The sequence below is a fragment of the Spirosoma fluminis genome (genome assembly GCF_054778895.1).
This window is the reverse complement of the sequence record NZ_BAAGZD010000003.1, coordinates 446,438-463,146: the sequence shown is the minus strand read 5'-3', so window position 1 is coordinate 463,146 and position 16,709 is coordinate 446,438. Positions and strand designations below refer to the sequence as shown.

Genomic DNA, 16,709 nt, shown 5'->3' with positions numbered 1-16,709 from the left:
AGAATGCCATGAATTTCTTGAAACCAGCTAGTGTCATCCTGCTCGCAGGCAGCTTAGCCTGCCAGACAACATCGAAAACAGAAACAACGGTTGCTACACCAACCGAAGAAGTTGACAGTGTCGCTTTGCTTACCAAACGTCCCTCTGCGGAAGCCCCCAGATCGGCCGCTGATCGATTAGTAAGAGCGCTTTACTTTGAGCATAGAAAAAAAGAAAATCCGTTTAAAGAAACGAAAGACCGTACCCTTGTTGACCAATTTTTTGCAAAGCCAACGGCGGACCTTATCTGGGAAAGTAAGAAGCCACTAAAAGCTGATTTACTGTTTAATGCACCCGATAAAGCTGTTGAAAAAGCCTGGGTATTACCCGCTAACGTAGCCGGCAAAAAAGCGGTTGTGTTTGTTACCTTCAACCGCGAGAGCAGGCCTGTGGAACTGCAATGCGAAATGCAGCAGCAAGACGGCCGCTGGCGCATAACAGACATGTTGTATCCAGATGGTAAGCGGTTAACGGAGTTGCTCAAATAAAAGACGGGTTCTATAAAAAAGTCTCCGCTCATTGAATTTTCGTGCTGGTTTTAAATGAATTAGCTTTCTTCCTTAAATTATTTTCAATCTAGCTGTTGACAACACCGCAAAAGCGTGTAATTTTGCAACTCCAAACCCGAAAGGGAGCGGAAATTGTTCTTTAACAGTGATTTTGGGGAGTTTCCAGAGTGGCCAAATGGATCAGACTGTAAATCTGCTGGCGTACGCCTTCGGAGGTTCGAATCCTCCACTCCCCACCAATAAAAAGCGGAAGTAGCTCAATTGGTAGAGCGATAGCCTTCCAAGCTATAGGTTGCGGGTTCGAGACCCGTCTTCCGCTCAGTTGATTACACACTGTTAAAAACAAGCCGTTATAGCTCAGCGGTAGAGCACTTCCTTGGTAAGGAAGAGGTCCGGGGTTCAAGTCCCCGTAACGGCTCAAGACTTCTTCGTGAAGTCTTTTTGCGTATTAAAGCCGTATCCTGGTCGCGCTGTTTGGGCGTAATTTCGGACGGCTTGACTGACGTTCAGCGAGTTAATCCAAAAACAAACAACAGTTCACAATAGCGTTTTAAAAACATGGCAAAAGAGAATTTTGACCGCTCGAAACCGCACGTAAACATCGGTACGATTGGTCACGTTGACCACGGTAAAACGACGCTGACGGCTGCCATTACGAAAGTGCTGGCCGAAAAGGGTCTGGCCGCAATTCGGGACTTCTCCTCGATTGACAACGCTCCGGAAGAAAAAGAGCGTGGTATCACCATCAATACATCACACGTTGAGTACGCGACAGCCAACCGTCACTATGCACACGTTGACTGCCCAGGCCACGCTGACTATGTGAAAAACATGGTAACGGGTGCTGCTCAAATGGACGGTGCTATCCTCGTGGTAGCTGCAACGGACGGTCCAATGCCACAGACCCGTGAGCACATCCTGCTCGCTCGTCAGGTAGGTGTACCTCAGCTCGTTGTGTTCATGAATAAAGTGGACATGGTGGACGATCCAGAGTTGCTCGAACTCGTAGAAATGGAAATCCGCGAACTGTTGAGCTTCTACAACTTCGACGGTGACAACATCCCAGTTATCCAAGGTTCGGCTCTTGGTGGCTTGAACGGCGATGGCAAATGGGTTAAAACCATTGAAGAGCTGATGGATGCTGTTGATAGCTTCATCCCGCTACCTCCTCGTCAAACGGATCTTCCGTTCCTGATGCCGGTGGAAGACGTATTCTCAATCACGGGTCGTGGTACGGTTGCTACGGGTCGTATCGAGCGGGGTGTTATCAACTCGGGTGAGCCAGTTGAGATCCTCGGCATGGGTGCTGAAAACCTGAAATCTGTTGTAACGGGTGTTGAAATGTTCCGGAAAATTCTGGACCGTGGCGAAGCCGGTGACAACGTAGGTCTGCTGCTCCGTGGTATTGAAAAAACCGATATCCGTCGTGGTATGGTTATTTGCAAGCCTGGTTCGGTAACTCCTCACATGAAGTTCAAGGCTGAGGTTTACGTATTGTCGAAAGAAGAAGGTGGTCGTCACACCCCATTCTTCAACAAATACCGTCCTCAGTTCTATTTCCGCACCACCGACGTAACGGGTGAGATCTCTCTTCCTGCTAACGTTGAAATGGTGATGCCAGGTGATAACATCACGATCGACGTAACGCTGATCAACAAAATCGCTATGGAAAAAGGTCTTCGCTTCGCTATTCGTGAAGGTGGCCGTACCGTAGGCGCTGGTCAGGTAACCGAAATCCTTGATTAAGTAAGTAATTCAGAACAAGTGCATTTCTTTCGGGGGATGCACTTGTTTTTTGATATTATTTCGTAATTTTGCAGTCCGTTTCGGAAGCACGCCGTGACGGACTTTTTTTAAACAGTACTCCGATACGGGTGTAGTTCAAGGGTAGAATAGCGGTCTCCAAAACCGTTGATGGGAGTTCGAATCTCTCCACCCGTGCAAATCCCTTACTTAACAATGGACAAGTTTATCTCGTTTCTGAAGGCCTCTTGGGAGGAAGTTCAGCACAACGTGACTTGGCCCAAATTCAGCGATCTGCAATCCAGCTCAACCCTGGTACTGGTAGCATCGCTGATTTTTGCGCTATTGGTCGGGCTAATCGATTTGGTGTTTGAGAACGGACTGAACGCGTTCTATCAGTCATTCTAAAACGATAACAAACATGAGCGGCATACAATGGTACGTCATTCGGGCGGTCTCTGGTCAAGAGAAGAAAATCAAATCTTATCTTGATAACGAGATTATACGGCAAAAGTTGGATGAGATTATTCCGCAGGTATTAATTCCAGCGGAAAAGGTATACGAAATGCGTAATGGTAAAAAGCGCGTTCGGGAAAAATCATTTTTTCCCGGCTATATCTTAATCTCGGCTGACCTAGGAAATAACCGTGCGCTTGACTTGATCCTGAATATGCCAGGTGTGTTAGGTTTCTTAGGAAACTCACAGGTTGGAACAACTTCAAAGGTTCCAGTGCCCTTACGTCAGGCCGAGGTAAACCGTATTTTAGGTAAAGTTGATGAGGAAACTCAGGAAGTGGCAACACCAACTGTTGCTTACCTGAAAGGTGAGTCTGTAAAAGTAGTTGATGGCCCCTTTGGTGGCTTTATCGGTACAGTAGAAGAAGTATTCGACGACCGGAAGAAATTAAACGTCGTTGTAAAAATATTTGGCCGGAGTACTCCGGTAGAACTCAGTTACGCACAAGTAGAAAAGGAAAGCTAGTCTTCCAGCTAGCTTTCAGTTGGTCAGGCGTTCTTTGCTTCCCTTAGAGAACAAATGGCTGGAATTGAATTGATGGTCAATGGTTGCGGTTTACGATGTGACTAATAAACTGTAATCAGAAATCAGATGGGGCTGCTTACGCGGTCGTAAATTATTCAGACAATGGCAAAAGAAGTAGGTGGCTACGTAAAGCTGCAAGTCAAAGGCGGGCAGGCTAACCCTTCTCCTCCGATCGGTCCGGCACTAGGTTCCAAGGGTTTAAATATCATGGAATTCTGCAAGCAGTTCAACGGCCGTACGCAGGATAAAATGGGGATGGTTCTGCCGGTTTTGATTACGTATTATAAGGACAAGTCCTTTGATTTCGTGATCAAAACGCCACCGGCACCAATTCTGCTGATGGAAGCGGCTAAGCTGAAAGGCGGATCTGCTCAACCAAACCGGAACAAAGTTGGCTCTGTATCGTGGGATCAAGTTCGGACAATCGCGGAAACGAAGATGCCTGATTTGAACGCGTTCACGGTAGAGTCGGCAATGAAGCAGGTGGCCGGTACGGCTCGCAGTATGGGTATTACGGTGACAGGCACTGCGCCTTTCGAGATTTAATCAGACTTGCCGAAGCAAACACAGAGATGGCTAAGTTAACGAAAAAACAAAAAGAAGCGCAATCGAAGTACGATTCCTCTAAGGAATACTCACTGCAGCAAGCTGCTGAGATCCTGAAAGAGATTTCGTTCACTAAGTTCGACGCTTCTGTGGATATTGACGTTCGGTTAGGCGTTGACCCGCGTAAAGCTGACCAGATGGTACGTGGTGTTGCCACATTGCCGCATGGTACAGGAAAGACGGTTCGCGTTCTGGTGCTTTGCACGCCGGATAAAGAAAACGAAGCGAAAGAAGCAGGAGCTGACTTCGTAGGTCTCGACGATTACATTCAGAAGATCGAACAAGGCTGGACGGACGTTGACGTGATCATCACGATGCCGAACGTAATGGCTAAAGTAGGTCGTCTGGGTAAAGTGTTAGGACCTCGTGGGTTGATGCCAAACCCAAAATCGGGTACGGTAACGCCGGAAGTTGGTAAAGCAGTTCGTGAGGTGAAGGCTGGTAAAATCGACTTTAAAGTTGACAAAACCGGTATCATTCACACCAGTATTGGTAAGGTATCGTTTACGCCGGAAAAACTGGCAGAGAACGCGCAGGAGATTATTTCTACGTTAATGCGTCTGAAGCCTTCTTCGGCTAAGGGTACGTACGTTAAGACGATCAACCTGTCGAGCACGATGAGTCCGGGAGTTACGATTGATAAAGGCACAGTTGCCGGAATTTAAGCCATGAAGCGCGAGGACAAAGGAGCAATTATTGAGGAATTGACTGAAAAGTTTCAGTCTACTCCCTTCTTCTACATCACGGAAGCCAATGGCATGACGGTTGCTGAAACCAACGATCTCCGTCGGATGTGTTTTGAACGGGGCATCGAGTATAAAGTGGTGAAAAATTCATTCATCAAAAAAGCGCTCGAAACCCTTGATACGGATTATACGCCGTTCAACGATGCGGTGCTGCACGGTCAGTCAGCGGTGATGTTTCACCCTGAAAATGGCAAAGCACCGGCGCAGCTTATCAAAGAGTTCCGTAGAACGAACGATAAGCTGCAATTAAAGGCTGCTTCTATCGATTACAGCCTGTTTATTGGTGCTGATCAACTGGATACGCTCATCGCACTGAAGAGCAAGCAGGAACTGATCGGCGAAATCATCGGTCTGCTGCAATCCCCTGCCAAAAACGTTATTTCGGCGTTGCAAGGTGGTGGTAACAAACTGGCCGGTATCCTCAAAACGCTGTCGGAGCGAGAGGAAGCAGCTTAATTATCCGACGTATAATTTTCAACATCGTATCACAATCAAATTAAAATACTACAATGGCAGATTTGAAAGCGTTCGCTGAGCAGCTTGTAAGCCTAACGGTTAAAGAAGTAAACGAACTGGCTGCTATCCTGAAGGATGAATACGGAATTGAGCCGGCTGCTGCCGCTCCCGTAATGGTAGCTGGCGGTGCCGCAGGTGGTGGTGATGCTGCTCCGGCTGCTGCTGAAAAAACCTCATTCGACGTGATCTTGAAAGCGCCGGGTGCTGGTAAACTAGCGGTTGTTAAACTGGTTAAAGATCTGACAGGTCTGGGCCTGAAAGAAGCGAAAGAACTGGTTGACGGCGCACCAAAACCTGTAAAAGAAGGCGTTGCTAAAGACGAAGCAGAAGCACTGCGCAAGCAACTTGAAGAAGCTGGCGCTGAAGTTGAAGTGAAGTAAGCAATTGCTTATCGCATATCGCTCCAGGCAGGGGAGGCCAGACCAACGTCTGGTCTTTTCCTGTTTGGAGACTTTTTTGTCTATGCCCTTGCAAAAGACAAACTTATTTTTATTGACTTACGTTGTCTATTTACGCCCCTTGGGTTGGGTGACGCCTGGGGTCTGAATAGCCGCTTAGTCCGAGCGCCGTAGCAAATCTTCGCAACGCACTCATTAAGAATCGGTTACGCAACTAAACAGAGTACAATCTTGGCTACAAACGCGAAAATCAGTACGCGCAAAAATTTTGCGACGATTCAGCCAGTGATTGAATATCCGGATTTTCTGGATATTCAGGTAAAATCCTTCAAAGATTTTTTCCAGCTTGATACCCCTTCGAACCAACGGTCGGAGGAAGGGCTGTTCAAGGTGTTTCAGGAAAACTTTCCTATTTCGGACTCCCGTGAGAATTTCAAACTGGAGTTCATTGATTATTCAGTTGACCCACCGAAATATTCGGTTGACGAATCCATTGATCGGGGGTTGACTTATTCTGTGCCTTTGAAAGCCAAATTGCGTCTGTCAAACAATGATCCTGACAACGAGGATTTTGAAACGATTGAGCAGGAGGTTTTCCTGGGCAATATTCCGTACATGACCGAGAAAGGCTCGTTCGTAATTAACGGAGCTGAGCGGGTGATTGTTTCGCAGTTACACCGTTCGCCAGGTGTGTTCTTCTCGATGAGTAAGCACACCAATGGTACAAAACTATACTCGGCACGAATCATCCCATTTAAGGGATCGTGGATTGAGTTCTCGACGGACGTAAACAATGTTATGTATGCGTACATCGATCGGAAAAAGAAATTTCCGGTAACGACGCTGTTACGTGCCATTGGGTTTGGATCTGACAAAGACATTCTTGATTTGTTCGGTTTGTCGGAGGAGGTTCCAGCTACGCCAGCGAATCTGAAAAAAGCGATCGGTCGTCGGTTGGCGGCTCGGGTGCTTCGCACGTGGACAGAGGACTTCGTGGACGAGGATACGGGCGAGGTAGTTTCGATCAGCCGGAATGAGGTATTGCTTGAGCGTGACTCAGCAATCACGGCGGACGATATTGATGTGATTACAGACTCGGGTCAGAAATCAGTCATCCTGCATAAGGAAGACATGAACATGGCCGATTACAACATTATTTATAACACCCTGCAAAAAGATAGCTCTAACTCTGAGAAAGAGGCTGTGGAGCAAATCTATCGGCAGTTACGTAACGCGGATGCCCCCGACGAACAAACGGCTCGTGAAATTATTCAGAGTCTGTTCTTCTCGGACAAGCGCTATGACCTTGGTGATGTAGGCCGGTATCGGATTAATAAAAAGCTCGGTCTCGACATTTCGTCGGACATGAAAGTACTGACCACAGAAGATATTGTGTCGATTGTGAAGTACTTGATTGGCTTAATTAACTCGAAAGCCGTTGTCGATGATATTGACCACCTCAGCAACCGGCGTGTCCGGACAGTAGGTGAACAGCTGTACGCTCAGTTTGGCGTTGGTTTGGCTCGTATGGCCCGGACTATTAAAGAACGGATGAACGTACGGGATAACGAAGATTTCAAACCGGTTGATCTGATCAACGCTCGTACGTTGTCGTCAGTTATCAACTCGTTCTTTGGAACCAACCAGCTATCGCAGTTCATGGACCAAACCAACCCGCTGGCCGAAGTGACGCATAAGCGTCGTATGTCGGCACTGGGACCTGGCGGTCTGTCACGCGAACGGGCGGGCTTTGAAGTTCGTGACGTACACTATACGCACTACGGTCGGTTATGTACGATTGAAACCCCGGAAGGTCCGAACATTGGTCTGATTTCGTCACTGTGTGTCTATGCTAAAATTAACAGCATGGGCTTCATTGAAACCCCATACCGTATTATTGAAAACGGTAAGGTATCGATGGATAAGCCAGTGATGTACCTAACAGCCGAGGAAGAGGATACCCATTATATCGCGCAAGCTAATGCCGGTATTGACAAAGGCGGCAACTTTCAGGTCGATCGGTTGAAAGCTCGGTTTGAGGGCGACTTCCCAATGGCCGAGCCTACGAACGTGACGTTCATGGACATTGCGCCGAACCAGATTGTGTCGGTGGCGGCTTCCATGATTCCGTTCCTCGAACACGATGATGCTAACCGAGCGCTGATGGGCTCGAACATGCAACGTCAGGCAGTGCCGCTGCTTCGTCCTGAAGCGCCGATTGTTGGTACAGGTCTGGAAGGTCGCGTTGCAGTTGATTCGCGAACGCTGGTTATTGCCGAAGCTGACGGTGTAATTGAGTTTGTAGACTCAACTAAAATTGTGGTACGGTATGAACTTGATGACGATCAGATGGCCGTTACGTTCGATGAAGAACGTAAGACGTATAATCTGATCAAGTTCCGCCGGACGAACCAGGATACCTGCATCAACCTGAAACCAACGGTCCTGAAAGGCCAGAAGGTAAAAAAAGGTGACGTACTCTGTGAAGGTTACGCTACCCAGGCTGGTGAGTTAGCGCTCGGCCGTAACATGAAGGTTGCCTTCATGCCTTGGCAGGGGTATAACTTCGAGGATGCCATCGTGATTTCCGAGCGTGTAGTACGCGAAGATATATTTACCTCGATCCACATCGAAGAGTTTGAACTGGAAGTACGTGACACAAAGCGGGGTGAAGAGGAGCTAACCTCCGAAATTCCGAACGTGAGCGAAGAGACCGTTCGCAACCTGGATGAGAATGGTATCGTTCGAGTAGGTACGGAAGTTAAAGAAGGTGATATTCTGATTGGTAAGATCACGCCGAAAGGAGAAAGTGATCCGACCCCAGAAGAAAAACTGCTTCGCGCTATTTTCGGTGATAAGGCCGGCGACGTAAAAGACGCATCCAAGAAAGCACCACCCTCTCTGAAAGGTGTCGTTATCGATACCAAGTTGTTTGCCCGTCCGGCGAAAGAGGATCGCGGTAAGCACAAAGACGAGGTGAAGTCGTTGATGAAGAAATACGGTCGTGAGCTGAACGACTTCCGCGCCCGGATGATTGAGAAACTGGTTACGTTACTTGACGGTAGAACGAGCCAGGGCGTCAAGCATAAGTTCGGTGATGACATTGTTAGCAAAGGCGTGAAGTTTAACCGTAAGAATATTACGGATAACCTTTTCCCTGATCGGAACCCTTATCGCGACGAAAGCGGCTACGCCGTTCCGGAAGAAGCGAACCTGCTGATTGATCTCAACCTCGACGGCTGGACCGACGACGACAAGCTCAATCACATGATTGTTCAGTTGGTGAAAAACTACAACAATCGTCGGAGCGAAATTACGGGGCGGTTCAAGCGGGAGCGGTTCACGCTCGAAGTAGGTGACGAACTGCCAGCCGGTATCGTGAAACTGGCTAAAGTGTATATCGCCAAGAAGCGTAAGCTGAAAGTAGGTGATAAAATGGCCGGTCGTCACGGTAACAAAGGGGTTGTTGCCCGGATTGTACGCGATGAAGACATGCCGTTCCTGGAAGATGGAACCAAGGTTGATATCGTGTTGAACCCGCTTGGCGTACCATCCCGGATGAACCTTGGCCAGATCTACGAAACAGTATTGGCGTGGGCCGGTCAGAAACTCGACCGAAAGTACGCGACGCCGATCTTCGACGGAGCTACGGAACAGCAGGTTGCGGATGAATTGGATGCAGCGGGCTTGCCCTCGTTCGGTCGTACGTACCTGTACAATGGTCTGACGGGCGAACGTTTCGATCAACCCGTAACGGTCGGTATCATCTATATGCTGAAACTGGGCCACTTAGTTGACGACAAGATGCACGCCCGTTCGATTGGACCGTACTCGCTCATAACGCAGCAGCCGCTGGGTGGTAAAGCGCAGTTCGGTGGTCAGCGGTTCGGTGAGATGGAAGTATGGGCGTTGGAGGCTTTCGGAGCGTCGAACATCCTACAGGAAATCTTAACGGTTAAATCCGATGACGTAGTTGGTCGTGCCAAGGCGTACGAAGCGATTGTGAAGGGTGAAAACCTGCCGAAGCCGAACATTCCTGAGTCGTTCAACGTACTTGTTCACGAGTTGCGTGGTTTAGCGCTTGAAATTACATTAGAGTAAGGAGAGAGAAGGAAAGGAAGAAAGGAGAATGGGACTTAACCCCTTTTCCTTTCTTCCTCTCCTTCTTTCCTCCCTTTTTCCTTTAACATATAATCTCCAACCAATGTCGTTCAAAAAGAACAAAAAACTCAATAGCGACTTCCAGAGCGTGACAATCAGCCTGGCGTCGCCCGAGTCTATTTTGGAGAGTTCCTACGGCGAGGTGACACAGCCGGAGACAATCAATTACCGGACTTACAAACCTGAGATGGGTGGCTTGTTCTGCGAGCGTATCTTCGGGCCTGTAAAGGACTGGGAATGTCACTGCGGTAAATACAAGCGGATACGTTACAAAGGCATTATCTGTGACCGTTGTGGCGTGGAAGTAACCGAGAAAAAGGTACGCCGGGAGCGTATGGGGCACATCGAACTGGTGGTACCCGTTGCGCACATCTGGTATTTCCGTAGCTTACCCAACAAAATTGGTTATCTCTTAGGTCTGTCGACCAAGAAGCTGGACCAGGTGATTTACTACGAACGGTACGTAGTTGTTCAACCGGGTGTTAAAGCCGAAGATGGCATCAACCAGCTCGACTTCCTGACGGAAGATGAGTACCTGGATATTATTGACAAACTGCCGAGCACCAATCAGCATCTGGACGACAAAGACCCGAACAAATTCATCGCCAAGATGGGGGCTGAAGCGCTTGAGATGTTGTTATCACGTGTGCAGTTAGATGAGTTGTCATACTCACTGCGTCACGCAGCGGCTACTGATACGTCACAGCAGCGTAAAGCGGAAGCGTTGAAGCGGTTAAAAGTTGTAGAAGCATTCCGGGAGGCAAACGGCCGGATTGAAAACCGTCCTGAATGGATGGTGATCAAAATGGTCCCCGTTATTCCACCCGAACTTCGTCCACTCGTCCCGCTGGATGGTGGTCGGTTTGCTACGTCCGATCTGAATGATCTGTACCGTCGGGTGATCATCCGGAACAACCGTCTGAAGCGTCTGATCGAGATTAAAGCGCCGGAAGTAATTCTGCGTAACGAAAAGCGGATGTTGCAGGAAGCTGTCGATTCGCTATTCGATAACTCGCGGAAGGTAAACGCTGTTCGTTCGGAAGGTAACCGGGCGCTGAAGTCGCTGTCCGACATGCTGAAGGGTAAGCAGGGGCGTTTCCGGCAGAACCTGCTCGGTAAACGGGTTGACTACTCGGGTCGTTCGGTTATCGTGGTTGGTCCTGAATTGAAACTGCACGAGTGCGGTCTGCCGAAAGACATGGCGGCTGAATTATTCAAGCCGTTTGTCATTCGTAAACTCATCGAGCGGGGCATCGTGAAGACGGTGAAGTCAGCGAAGAAGATCGTTGACCGGAAAGACCCTGTTATCTGGGATATTCTGGAAAACGTTTTGAAGGGACACCCTGTTCTGCTGAACCGGGCTCCAACGCTGCACCGGTTAGGCATTCAGGCATTCCAGCCGAAACTAATCGAGGGTAAAGCTATCCAGCTGCACCCACTCGTTTGTACGGCCTTCAACGCTGACTTTGACGGTGACCAGATGGCCGTTCACGTGCCGCTGGGCCAGGAAGCCGTGCTTGAAGCTTCGCTGCTGATGCTGGCCTCGCATAACATTCTTAACCCTGCCAACGGTGCGCCAATCACGGTACCATCGCAGGACATGGTGTTAGGGCTGTACTACGTAACGAAAGGCCGTAAGAGCACACCTGAGTACCCGATTGTGGGTGAGGGCATGACGTTCTACGGTGCCGAAGAGGTTATCATCGGTATCAACGAAGGTAAAGTCTCTAAGCACGCCAACATTAAATGCCGGGTGAAAGTCCGGGACGAGAACAGTGAGCTAGTCGAGAAAGTAATTGATACGGTAGCTGGCCGGTTATTATTCAACCAAGCTGTACCCGAGGAAGTTGGTTATATCAACGAGCTGCTGACGAAGAAAAAGCTGCAACAAATCATTGCGCTTATCTTCAAGATCTCGGGTGGAGCCCGGACAGCTCAGTTCCTGGACGAAATCAAAGAACTTGGGTTCCAGATGGCGTTCAGAGGTGGCTTGTCTATCGGTCTGAGCGACGTCATGATTCCTGATGCAAAACAGGGGCTCGTTGAGGAAGCGAAAGCCGAGGTGCAAGGCGTTTGGGATAACTACCTGATGGGTCTTATTACCGAAAATGAGCGCTATAACCAGGTTATTGACATCTGGACGCGGGTAAACTCCCGGTTGACCGAGACGCTGATGAAGCAACTTGAAGCTGACCAGGGTGGTTTTAACTCAATTTACATGATGATGCACTCGGGTGCCCGTGGTTCCCGTGAGCAGATTCGTCAGTTGGGTGGTATGCGTGGTCTGATGGCTAAGCCGCAGAAGAACCTGCAAGGTTCAGTTGGTGAGATTATCGAAAACCCGATTCTATCGAACTTCAAAGAAGGTCTCGACGTATTGGAGTACTTCATCTCAACCCACGGTGCTCGGAAGGGTCTGGCCGATACGGCTTTGAAAACAGCCGATGCTGGTTACCTGACCCGCCGTCTGCACGACGTAGCGCAGGATGTAATTATCAGCGAAGACGATTGCGGTACGTTACGTGGTCTGCAAGTGTCGGCGCTGAAAGACAATGAAGATATTGTTGAGCCCCTGTCTGAGCGTATTCTCGGTCGGACAACGGTTCACGACATATACGATCCGCTCGAAAAAGACGAAAGCGGTAAGCCCGTACTGATTATCGGTTCAGGCGAACTGGTAACCGAAGAGGTAGCCGCCCGTATCGACGAAACAAGCATCGAAACCGTCGAAATCCGCTCGGTATTGACCTGCGAATCGCGGCAGGGTGTTTGCGCCAAGTGCTACGGCCGCAACCTGGCCTCAGGTCGTATGGTCGACATCGGTGAGGCAGTTGGTGTAATTGCTTCGCAGTCGATCGGTGAGCCTGGTACGCAGTTAACGCTACGTACGTTCCACGTTGGTGGTACGGCTTCTAACATCGCGGTTGATGCATCGATTAAGGCGAAGTTTGACGGCCTGATCGAGTTCGAAGAAATGCGGACGGTTGAGTCGGAAGACAACGAAGGCAACCCGCAAACGGTCGTAATGGGCCGTTCGGGTGAAGTTCGGATTGTGAACCCGAACGACCGCAACGTAGTCCTGATCAGCAACAACGTACCTTACGGTGCATTCCTGCGGGTGAAGGACGGTGATATGGTGAAGAAAGGCGACGACATCTGCGCATGGGATCCCTACAACGCCGTTATCCTGTCTGAATTAACGGGTACGTTGACCTTCGACGCAATCGAAGATGGTATTACCTATCGTGAAGAGTTCGACGAACAGACGGGCTTCCAGGAAATGGTAATCATTGAGAGCCGCGACAAAGCGAAGAACCCAGCTATTGTTGTACAAGGAACGACAACGCTGGCGCTGCACCTGCCTGATGCTGATGCGAGTGGCAAGTTACAGAAGAGCTACAACTTACCGGTTGGCTCACGTCTGGTCGTAAAAGAAGGACAATCGATCAAAGCTGGTCAACCGCTGGCGAAGATCCCACGTAACGTCGGTAAGACTCGTGACATCACGGGTGGTCTGCCACGGGTAACGGAGTTGTTCGAAGCACGTAACCCATCGAATCCAGCTGTTGTTAGTGAGATCGACGGTGTTGTTACATACGGTACGATCAAGCGTGGTAACCGTGAGATCTTCATCGAGTCGAAAGACGGCACGAGGAAGAAGTATCTGGTGCCGCTGTCGAAATTCATCCTTGTACAGGACAATGACTTCGTACGGGCTGGTGCTCCTTTATCTGACGGTGCCATTACGCCAAGCGACATTCTGGCCATCAAAGGTCCAACCGCGGTTCAGGAGTATCTGGTAAACGAAATTCAGGAAGTATACCGCCTGCAAGGGGTGAAAATCAACGATAAGCACATCGAAGCCATCGTGCGCCAGATGATGCAGAAAGTTGAAATTATCGACTCTGGCGACACTAATTTCCTCGAAGGGCAAGTCGTTGATAAGTGGGCGTTCCGAGAAGAAAACGACAAAGTGCTCGACGCTAAGGTGGTTATGGACGCTGGTGACTCGACCAACTTCAAGCCAGGTATGATCGTGACGAGCCGTCAGCTCCGCGATGAGAACTCAAGCCTGAAACGCCGTGATATGGCCCTTGTGACCGTTCGTGACGCCATGGCTGCCGTATCTCAGCCAACGCTGATGGGGATTACGCAATCATCGCTGGGTACCGACAGCTTTATCTCGGCGGCTTCCTTCCAGGAAACGACGAAGGTGTTGAGCGAAGCATCGATCCGTGGTAAACGTGATACGCTTGATGGATTGAAAGAGAACGTGATTGTCGGACACCTGATTCCTGCCGGAACTGGCATTCGACGTTACCAAAACTCGATTGTAGGTTCGAAAGAGGAGTTGGATACCATCACTGAGTCACGCGAACAATTTGCTCGTACCAAGAAACGAGCTACTGTTTAATCGCCGACTCAAATACATGCCAAACGCCCCAGCCAAGTTGGCTGGGGCGTTTTCATAGCCATACCTTTGTTTAAAAACCTGTGTTATGCAATCAGAACAGCAAAATCCAGAAGGTTCGATTGACGTTGAGTTGAGCGAAGAAATCGCGGAAGGCGTTTACGCGAATCTGGCCATGATTGCTCACTCGAACAGTGAGTTTATTTTAGATTTTATCCGGTTGATGCCAGGTGTGCCGAAAGCTAAAGTAAAAGCACGGATCATTCTTACACCTGAACATGCAAAGCGCTTGCTGGAGGCCTTGAAAGAGAACGTAAGCCGGTACGAGGAAGCCTACGGAGGCATTAACGAACCGAACAATACGTTCCGTTTTCCAGGGGGCGGGTTTAGTGGGCCGGTTGGCCAGGCTTAACAGATTGCAATCTCTAAGTGGTTGGTTTAAGTAGAACATAGCACGTGCGTAACTAGGCTATAAGCTTGGCTATTAACGGACTTTTTCTTATCTTTGCACCTCAAAATTCGGGAAGACTATTTTTTTGTAAACAAATTTAAAATGCCTACCATACAACAATTGGTGCGTAAAGGCCGCGAAAAGCTTGAATTCAAGTCGAAGTCGCCGGCTTTAGATGCCTGCCCACAACGTCGGGGTGTGTGTACGCGTGTGTACACAACGACGCCGAAGAAGCCAAACTCGGCACTTCGGAAAGTTGCTCGGGTTCGTTTAACGAACCAGAAAGAAGTAAACGCCTACATTCCGGGCGAAGGCCACAACCTACAGGAGCACTCAATCGTGCTGATTCGCGGTGGCCGGGTTAAGGATCTGCCGGGTGTTCGTTATCACATCGTGCGGGGTGCTCTGGATACGGCTGGTGTAAACGGTCGTCTGCAAAGCCGCTCGAAATACGGCGCGAAGCGTCCGAAACCAGGTCAGGCTCCAGCCGGTAAAGGTGCGCCAGCAAAAGGCGGTAAAAAGAAGTAATTTAATTTAACTGGGCGCTGGAACACTTGTGTAGAGTGGGCTACGTTCAGAGTAAGATCAAAAATCTGAAGCAATCATGAGAAAGGCGAAACCGCCCAAGCGTTACGTATTACCTGATCCTAAGTATAAGGAGATTCTCGTAACCAAATTTGTAAACAACCTGATGTACGAAGGCAAGAAGAGCCTGGCGTACGGTATCTTTTACGATGCACTTGACGTAGTGGCAAAACGCACGAGCGAAAGTGGTCTGGATACATGGAAAAAAGCGTTAAACAACGTAATGCCATCGGTTGAAGTAAAAAGCCGTCGCGTTGGTGGTGCTACCTTCCAGGTGCCAACCGAAGTGCGGGCAGACCGGAAGGTCGCGGTAGGCATGAAATGGCTGATCCGGTATGCTCGTTCGCGGGGTGAAAAAACAATGGTTGACCGCTTAGCAGCCGAGATCATCGCTGCCTCGAAAGGGGAGGGTGCCGCTGTAAAGAAGAAAGACGATACGCACCGTATGGCCGAAGCCAACAAGGCGTTCTCGCACTTCCGGTTCTAATCACCATCTGATCACAGTCCCGGTGATCAACAAATTCACAAAAGCCACTCAACATTGGGTGGCTTTTGTTGTTGTCAAGCTATGATAACTCTGGAAAACGACCTTCTTCGTATCGCTGTGCAGCCAAAAGGAGCTGAACTAACGTCAATCTTTAACAAACTAACTGCAATAGAACATCTATGGCAGGCTGATCCAAATGTTTGGCCCTGGCATGCTCCGAACCTGTTTCCAGTGGTTGGCGGGCTTTTAAACAATCAAATACTCATAAATGGGAAGCTATATCCGATGGAACGACACGGGTTTGGACGCCATTCCGTCTTTGAGCTAACCGAATCAACGGGTACGCACGCGATTTTTTCTCTACAGTCAACTGATGCAACCTACGCGGTATACCCGTACACGTTTCTTTTTCAGATCATCTACGAGTTATCTGGCTCGAGTTTAAGCGTTACGTATCGAGTGCTTAACGAGGACAGCAAAACTATGTTCTTTTCAGTAGGCGCTCACCCCGCTTTTGCGGTGCCTTTTCAGGCGGGTGGCCAATACGAAGATTATTATATTGAGTTTGACCAGCCGGAAGCTTTAGAAACGCACATGCTTTCGTCGGGCGGTTACTTCACGGGCCAAATTAAACCGGTACCTACTGAATCAGGGAATCGGCTCCGGTTAACAAAGCATTTATTTGATCAGGATGCGCTGGTCTTTAAAAATTTAGTGTCTCAGCGTGTTTCCATTCGCAGCGATAAACATACACAGGCTGTAACCGTTGCGTTTAGCGGATTCCCCTATCTGGGGGTATGGGCTAAACCAGGTGCATCATTTGTATGCATTGAGCCCTGGCTTGGCTGTGCTGACAGTGAAGGGCCACAATTACCCATAGAGGAGAAAGAAGCGATCCAGCACGTTGAACAAGATAAGGTGTTTGATGCGACGTTTGTCATTTCAATCAGCTAACGGTTGGGCTGCTGCAAGATAACTTAACGCTATACGCTGTAAACAAGAAGGCTTGTCACAT

14 protein-coding genes and 4 tRNA genes are annotated in these 16,709 nt (G+C 49.1%); all 18 read left to right on the top strand.

What is annotated here, in order from left to right; genetic code table 11:
- The first annotated feature begins 8 nt into the window (after positions 1-8).
- The 18 genes from ACYVBJ_RS03930 (at position 9) to ACYVBJ_RS03845 (ending at position 16,648) form a co-directional block, all read left to right on the top strand.
- Positions 9-527, top strand: coding sequence for a hypothetical protein (locus ACYVBJ_RS03930; RefSeq protein ID WP_460980985.1), 519 nt, complete (start codon positions 9-11; stop codon positions 525-527).
- A 174-nt stretch (positions 528-701) separates the two neighbouring features.
- Positions 702-787, top strand: a tRNA-Tyr gene (locus tag ACYVBJ_RS03925).
- 7 nt (positions 788-794) lie between these two features.
- Positions 795-867 (top strand) — tRNA-Gly (locus tag ACYVBJ_RS03920).
- Positions 868-894: 27 nt separating this feature from the next.
- Positions 895-966 (top strand) — tRNA-Thr (locus tag ACYVBJ_RS03915).
- Positions 967-1,106: 140 nt separating this feature from the next.
- The gene (tuf, locus tag ACYVBJ_RS03910; protein WP_460980984.1) at positions 1,107-2,294 is read left to right on the top strand and encodes an elongation factor Tu; all 1,188 of its coding nucleotides are present in this window, start codon (positions 1,107-1,109) and stop codon (positions 2,292-2,294) included.
- Positions 2,295-2,418: 124 nt separating this feature from the next.
- A tRNA-Trp gene (locus tag ACYVBJ_RS03905) sits at positions 2,419-2,489 on the top strand.
- Between the two features lie 18 nt (positions 2,490-2,507).
- Positions 2,508-2,699, top strand: coding sequence for a preprotein translocase subunit SecE (gene secE / locus ACYVBJ_RS03900; RefSeq protein ID WP_012928967.1), 192 nt, complete (start codon positions 2,508-2,510; stop codon positions 2,697-2,699).
- Between the two features lie 13 nt (positions 2,700-2,712).
- The gene (nusG, locus tag ACYVBJ_RS03895; protein WP_460980983.1) at positions 2,713-3,273 is read left to right on the top strand and encodes a transcription termination/antitermination protein NusG; all 561 of its coding nucleotides are present in this window, start codon (positions 2,713-2,715) and stop codon (positions 3,271-3,273) included.
- Positions 3,274-3,435: 162 nt separating this feature from the next.
- A complete protein-coding gene (gene rplK / locus ACYVBJ_RS03890) occupies positions 3,436-3,879 on the top strand; it encodes a 50S ribosomal protein L11 (RefSeq protein ID WP_381523162.1) in 444 nt (147 codons plus the stop codon).
- Between the two features lie 26 nt (positions 3,880-3,905).
- Positions 3,906-4,604 (top strand): 50S ribosomal protein L1, encoded by a 699-nt coding sequence (gene rplA / locus ACYVBJ_RS03885; RefSeq protein ID WP_460980982.1) that lies wholly within the window; start codon positions 3,906-3,908, stop codon positions 4,602-4,604.
- A gap of 3 nt (positions 4,605-4,607) precedes the next feature.
- Entirely contained in the window at positions 4,608-5,141 is a 534-nt protein-coding gene (gene rplJ, locus ACYVBJ_RS03880; protein WP_460974353.1) for a 50S ribosomal protein L10, read from the top strand.
- 53 nt (positions 5,142-5,194) lie between these two features.
- Positions 5,195-5,581, top strand: coding sequence for a 50S ribosomal protein L7/L12 (gene rplL, locus ACYVBJ_RS03875; RefSeq protein ID WP_460974354.1), 387 nt, complete (start codon positions 5,195-5,197; stop codon positions 5,579-5,581).
- A 249-nt stretch (positions 5,582-5,830) separates the two neighbouring features.
- Complete coding sequence (gene rpoB / locus ACYVBJ_RS03870; RefSeq protein WP_460980981.1) at positions 5,831-9,700, top strand: DNA-directed RNA polymerase subunit beta; 3,870 nt, start codon at positions 5,831-5,833, stop codon at positions 9,698-9,700.
- 103 nt (positions 9,701-9,803) lie between these two features.
- Positions 9,804-14,174 (top strand): DNA-directed RNA polymerase subunit beta', encoded by a 4,371-nt coding sequence (rpoC, locus tag ACYVBJ_RS03865; protein WP_460980980.1) that lies wholly within the window; start codon positions 9,804-9,806, stop codon positions 14,172-14,174.
- 85 nt (positions 14,175-14,259) lie between these two features.
- On the top strand, positions 14,260-14,583 hold the full coding sequence (locus tag ACYVBJ_RS03860) for a DUF3467 domain-containing protein (RefSeq protein ID WP_460974357.1): 324 nt from the start codon (positions 14,260-14,262) through the stop codon (positions 14,581-14,583).
- A gap of 141 nt (positions 14,584-14,724) precedes the next feature.
- Entirely contained in the window at positions 14,725-15,150 is a 426-nt protein-coding gene (gene rpsL / locus ACYVBJ_RS03855; RefSeq protein ID WP_381523172.1) for a 30S ribosomal protein S12, read from the top strand.
- A gap of 76 nt (positions 15,151-15,226) precedes the next feature.
- Positions 15,227-15,694 (top strand): 30S ribosomal protein S7, encoded by a 468-nt coding sequence (rpsG, locus tag ACYVBJ_RS03850; protein WP_460980979.1) that lies wholly within the window; start codon positions 15,227-15,229, stop codon positions 15,692-15,694.
- A gap of 54 nt (positions 15,695-15,748) precedes the next feature.
- Entirely contained in the window at positions 15,749-16,648 is a 900-nt protein-coding gene (locus ACYVBJ_RS03845) for an aldose 1-epimerase family protein (RefSeq protein ID WP_460980978.1), read from the top strand.
- Positions 16,649-16,709: the final 61 nt, after the last annotated feature.

What these genes read in the sequence shown, in the direction of transcription:
- ACYVBJ_RS03930 (WP_460980985.1), top strand. Translation starts at nt 9, where the DNA reads ATGAATTTCTTGAAACCAGCTAGTGTCATCCTGCTCGCAGGCAGCTTA.
- tuf (WP_460980984.1), top strand. Translation starts at nt 1,107, where the DNA reads ATGGCAAAAGAGAATTTTGACCGCTCGAAACCGCACGTAAACATCGGT.
- secE (WP_012928967.1), top strand. Translation starts at nt 2,508, where the DNA reads ATGGACAAGTTTATCTCGTTTCTGAAGGCCTCTTGGGAGGAAGTTCAG.
- nusG (WP_460980983.1), top strand. Translation starts at nt 2,713, where the DNA reads ATGAGCGGCATACAATGGTACGTCATTCGGGCGGTCTCTGGTCAAGAG.
- rplK (WP_381523162.1), top strand. Translation starts at nt 3,436, where the DNA reads ATGGCAAAAGAAGTAGGTGGCTACGTAAAGCTGCAAGTCAAAGGCGGG.
- rplA (WP_460980982.1), top strand. Translation starts at nt 3,906, where the DNA reads ATGGCTAAGTTAACGAAAAAACAAAAAGAAGCGCAATCGAAGTACGAT.
- rplJ (WP_460974353.1), top strand. Translation starts at nt 4,608, where the DNA reads ATGAAGCGCGAGGACAAAGGAGCAATTATTGAGGAATTGACTGAAAAG.
- rplL (WP_460974354.1), top strand. Translation starts at nt 5,195, where the DNA reads ATGGCAGATTTGAAAGCGTTCGCTGAGCAGCTTGTAAGCCTAACGGTT.
- rpoC (WP_460980980.1), top strand. Translation starts at nt 9,804, where the DNA reads ATGTCGTTCAAAAAGAACAAAAAACTCAATAGCGACTTCCAGAGCGTG.
- ACYVBJ_RS03860 (WP_460974357.1), top strand. Translation starts at nt 14,260, where the DNA reads ATGCAATCAGAACAGCAAAATCCAGAAGGTTCGATTGACGTTGAGTTG.
- rpsL (WP_381523172.1), top strand. Translation starts at nt 14,725, where the DNA reads ATGCCTACCATACAACAATTGGTGCGTAAAGGCCGCGAAAAGCTTGAA.
- rpsG (WP_460980979.1), top strand. Translation starts at nt 15,227, where the DNA reads ATGAGAAAGGCGAAACCGCCCAAGCGTTACGTATTACCTGATCCTAAG.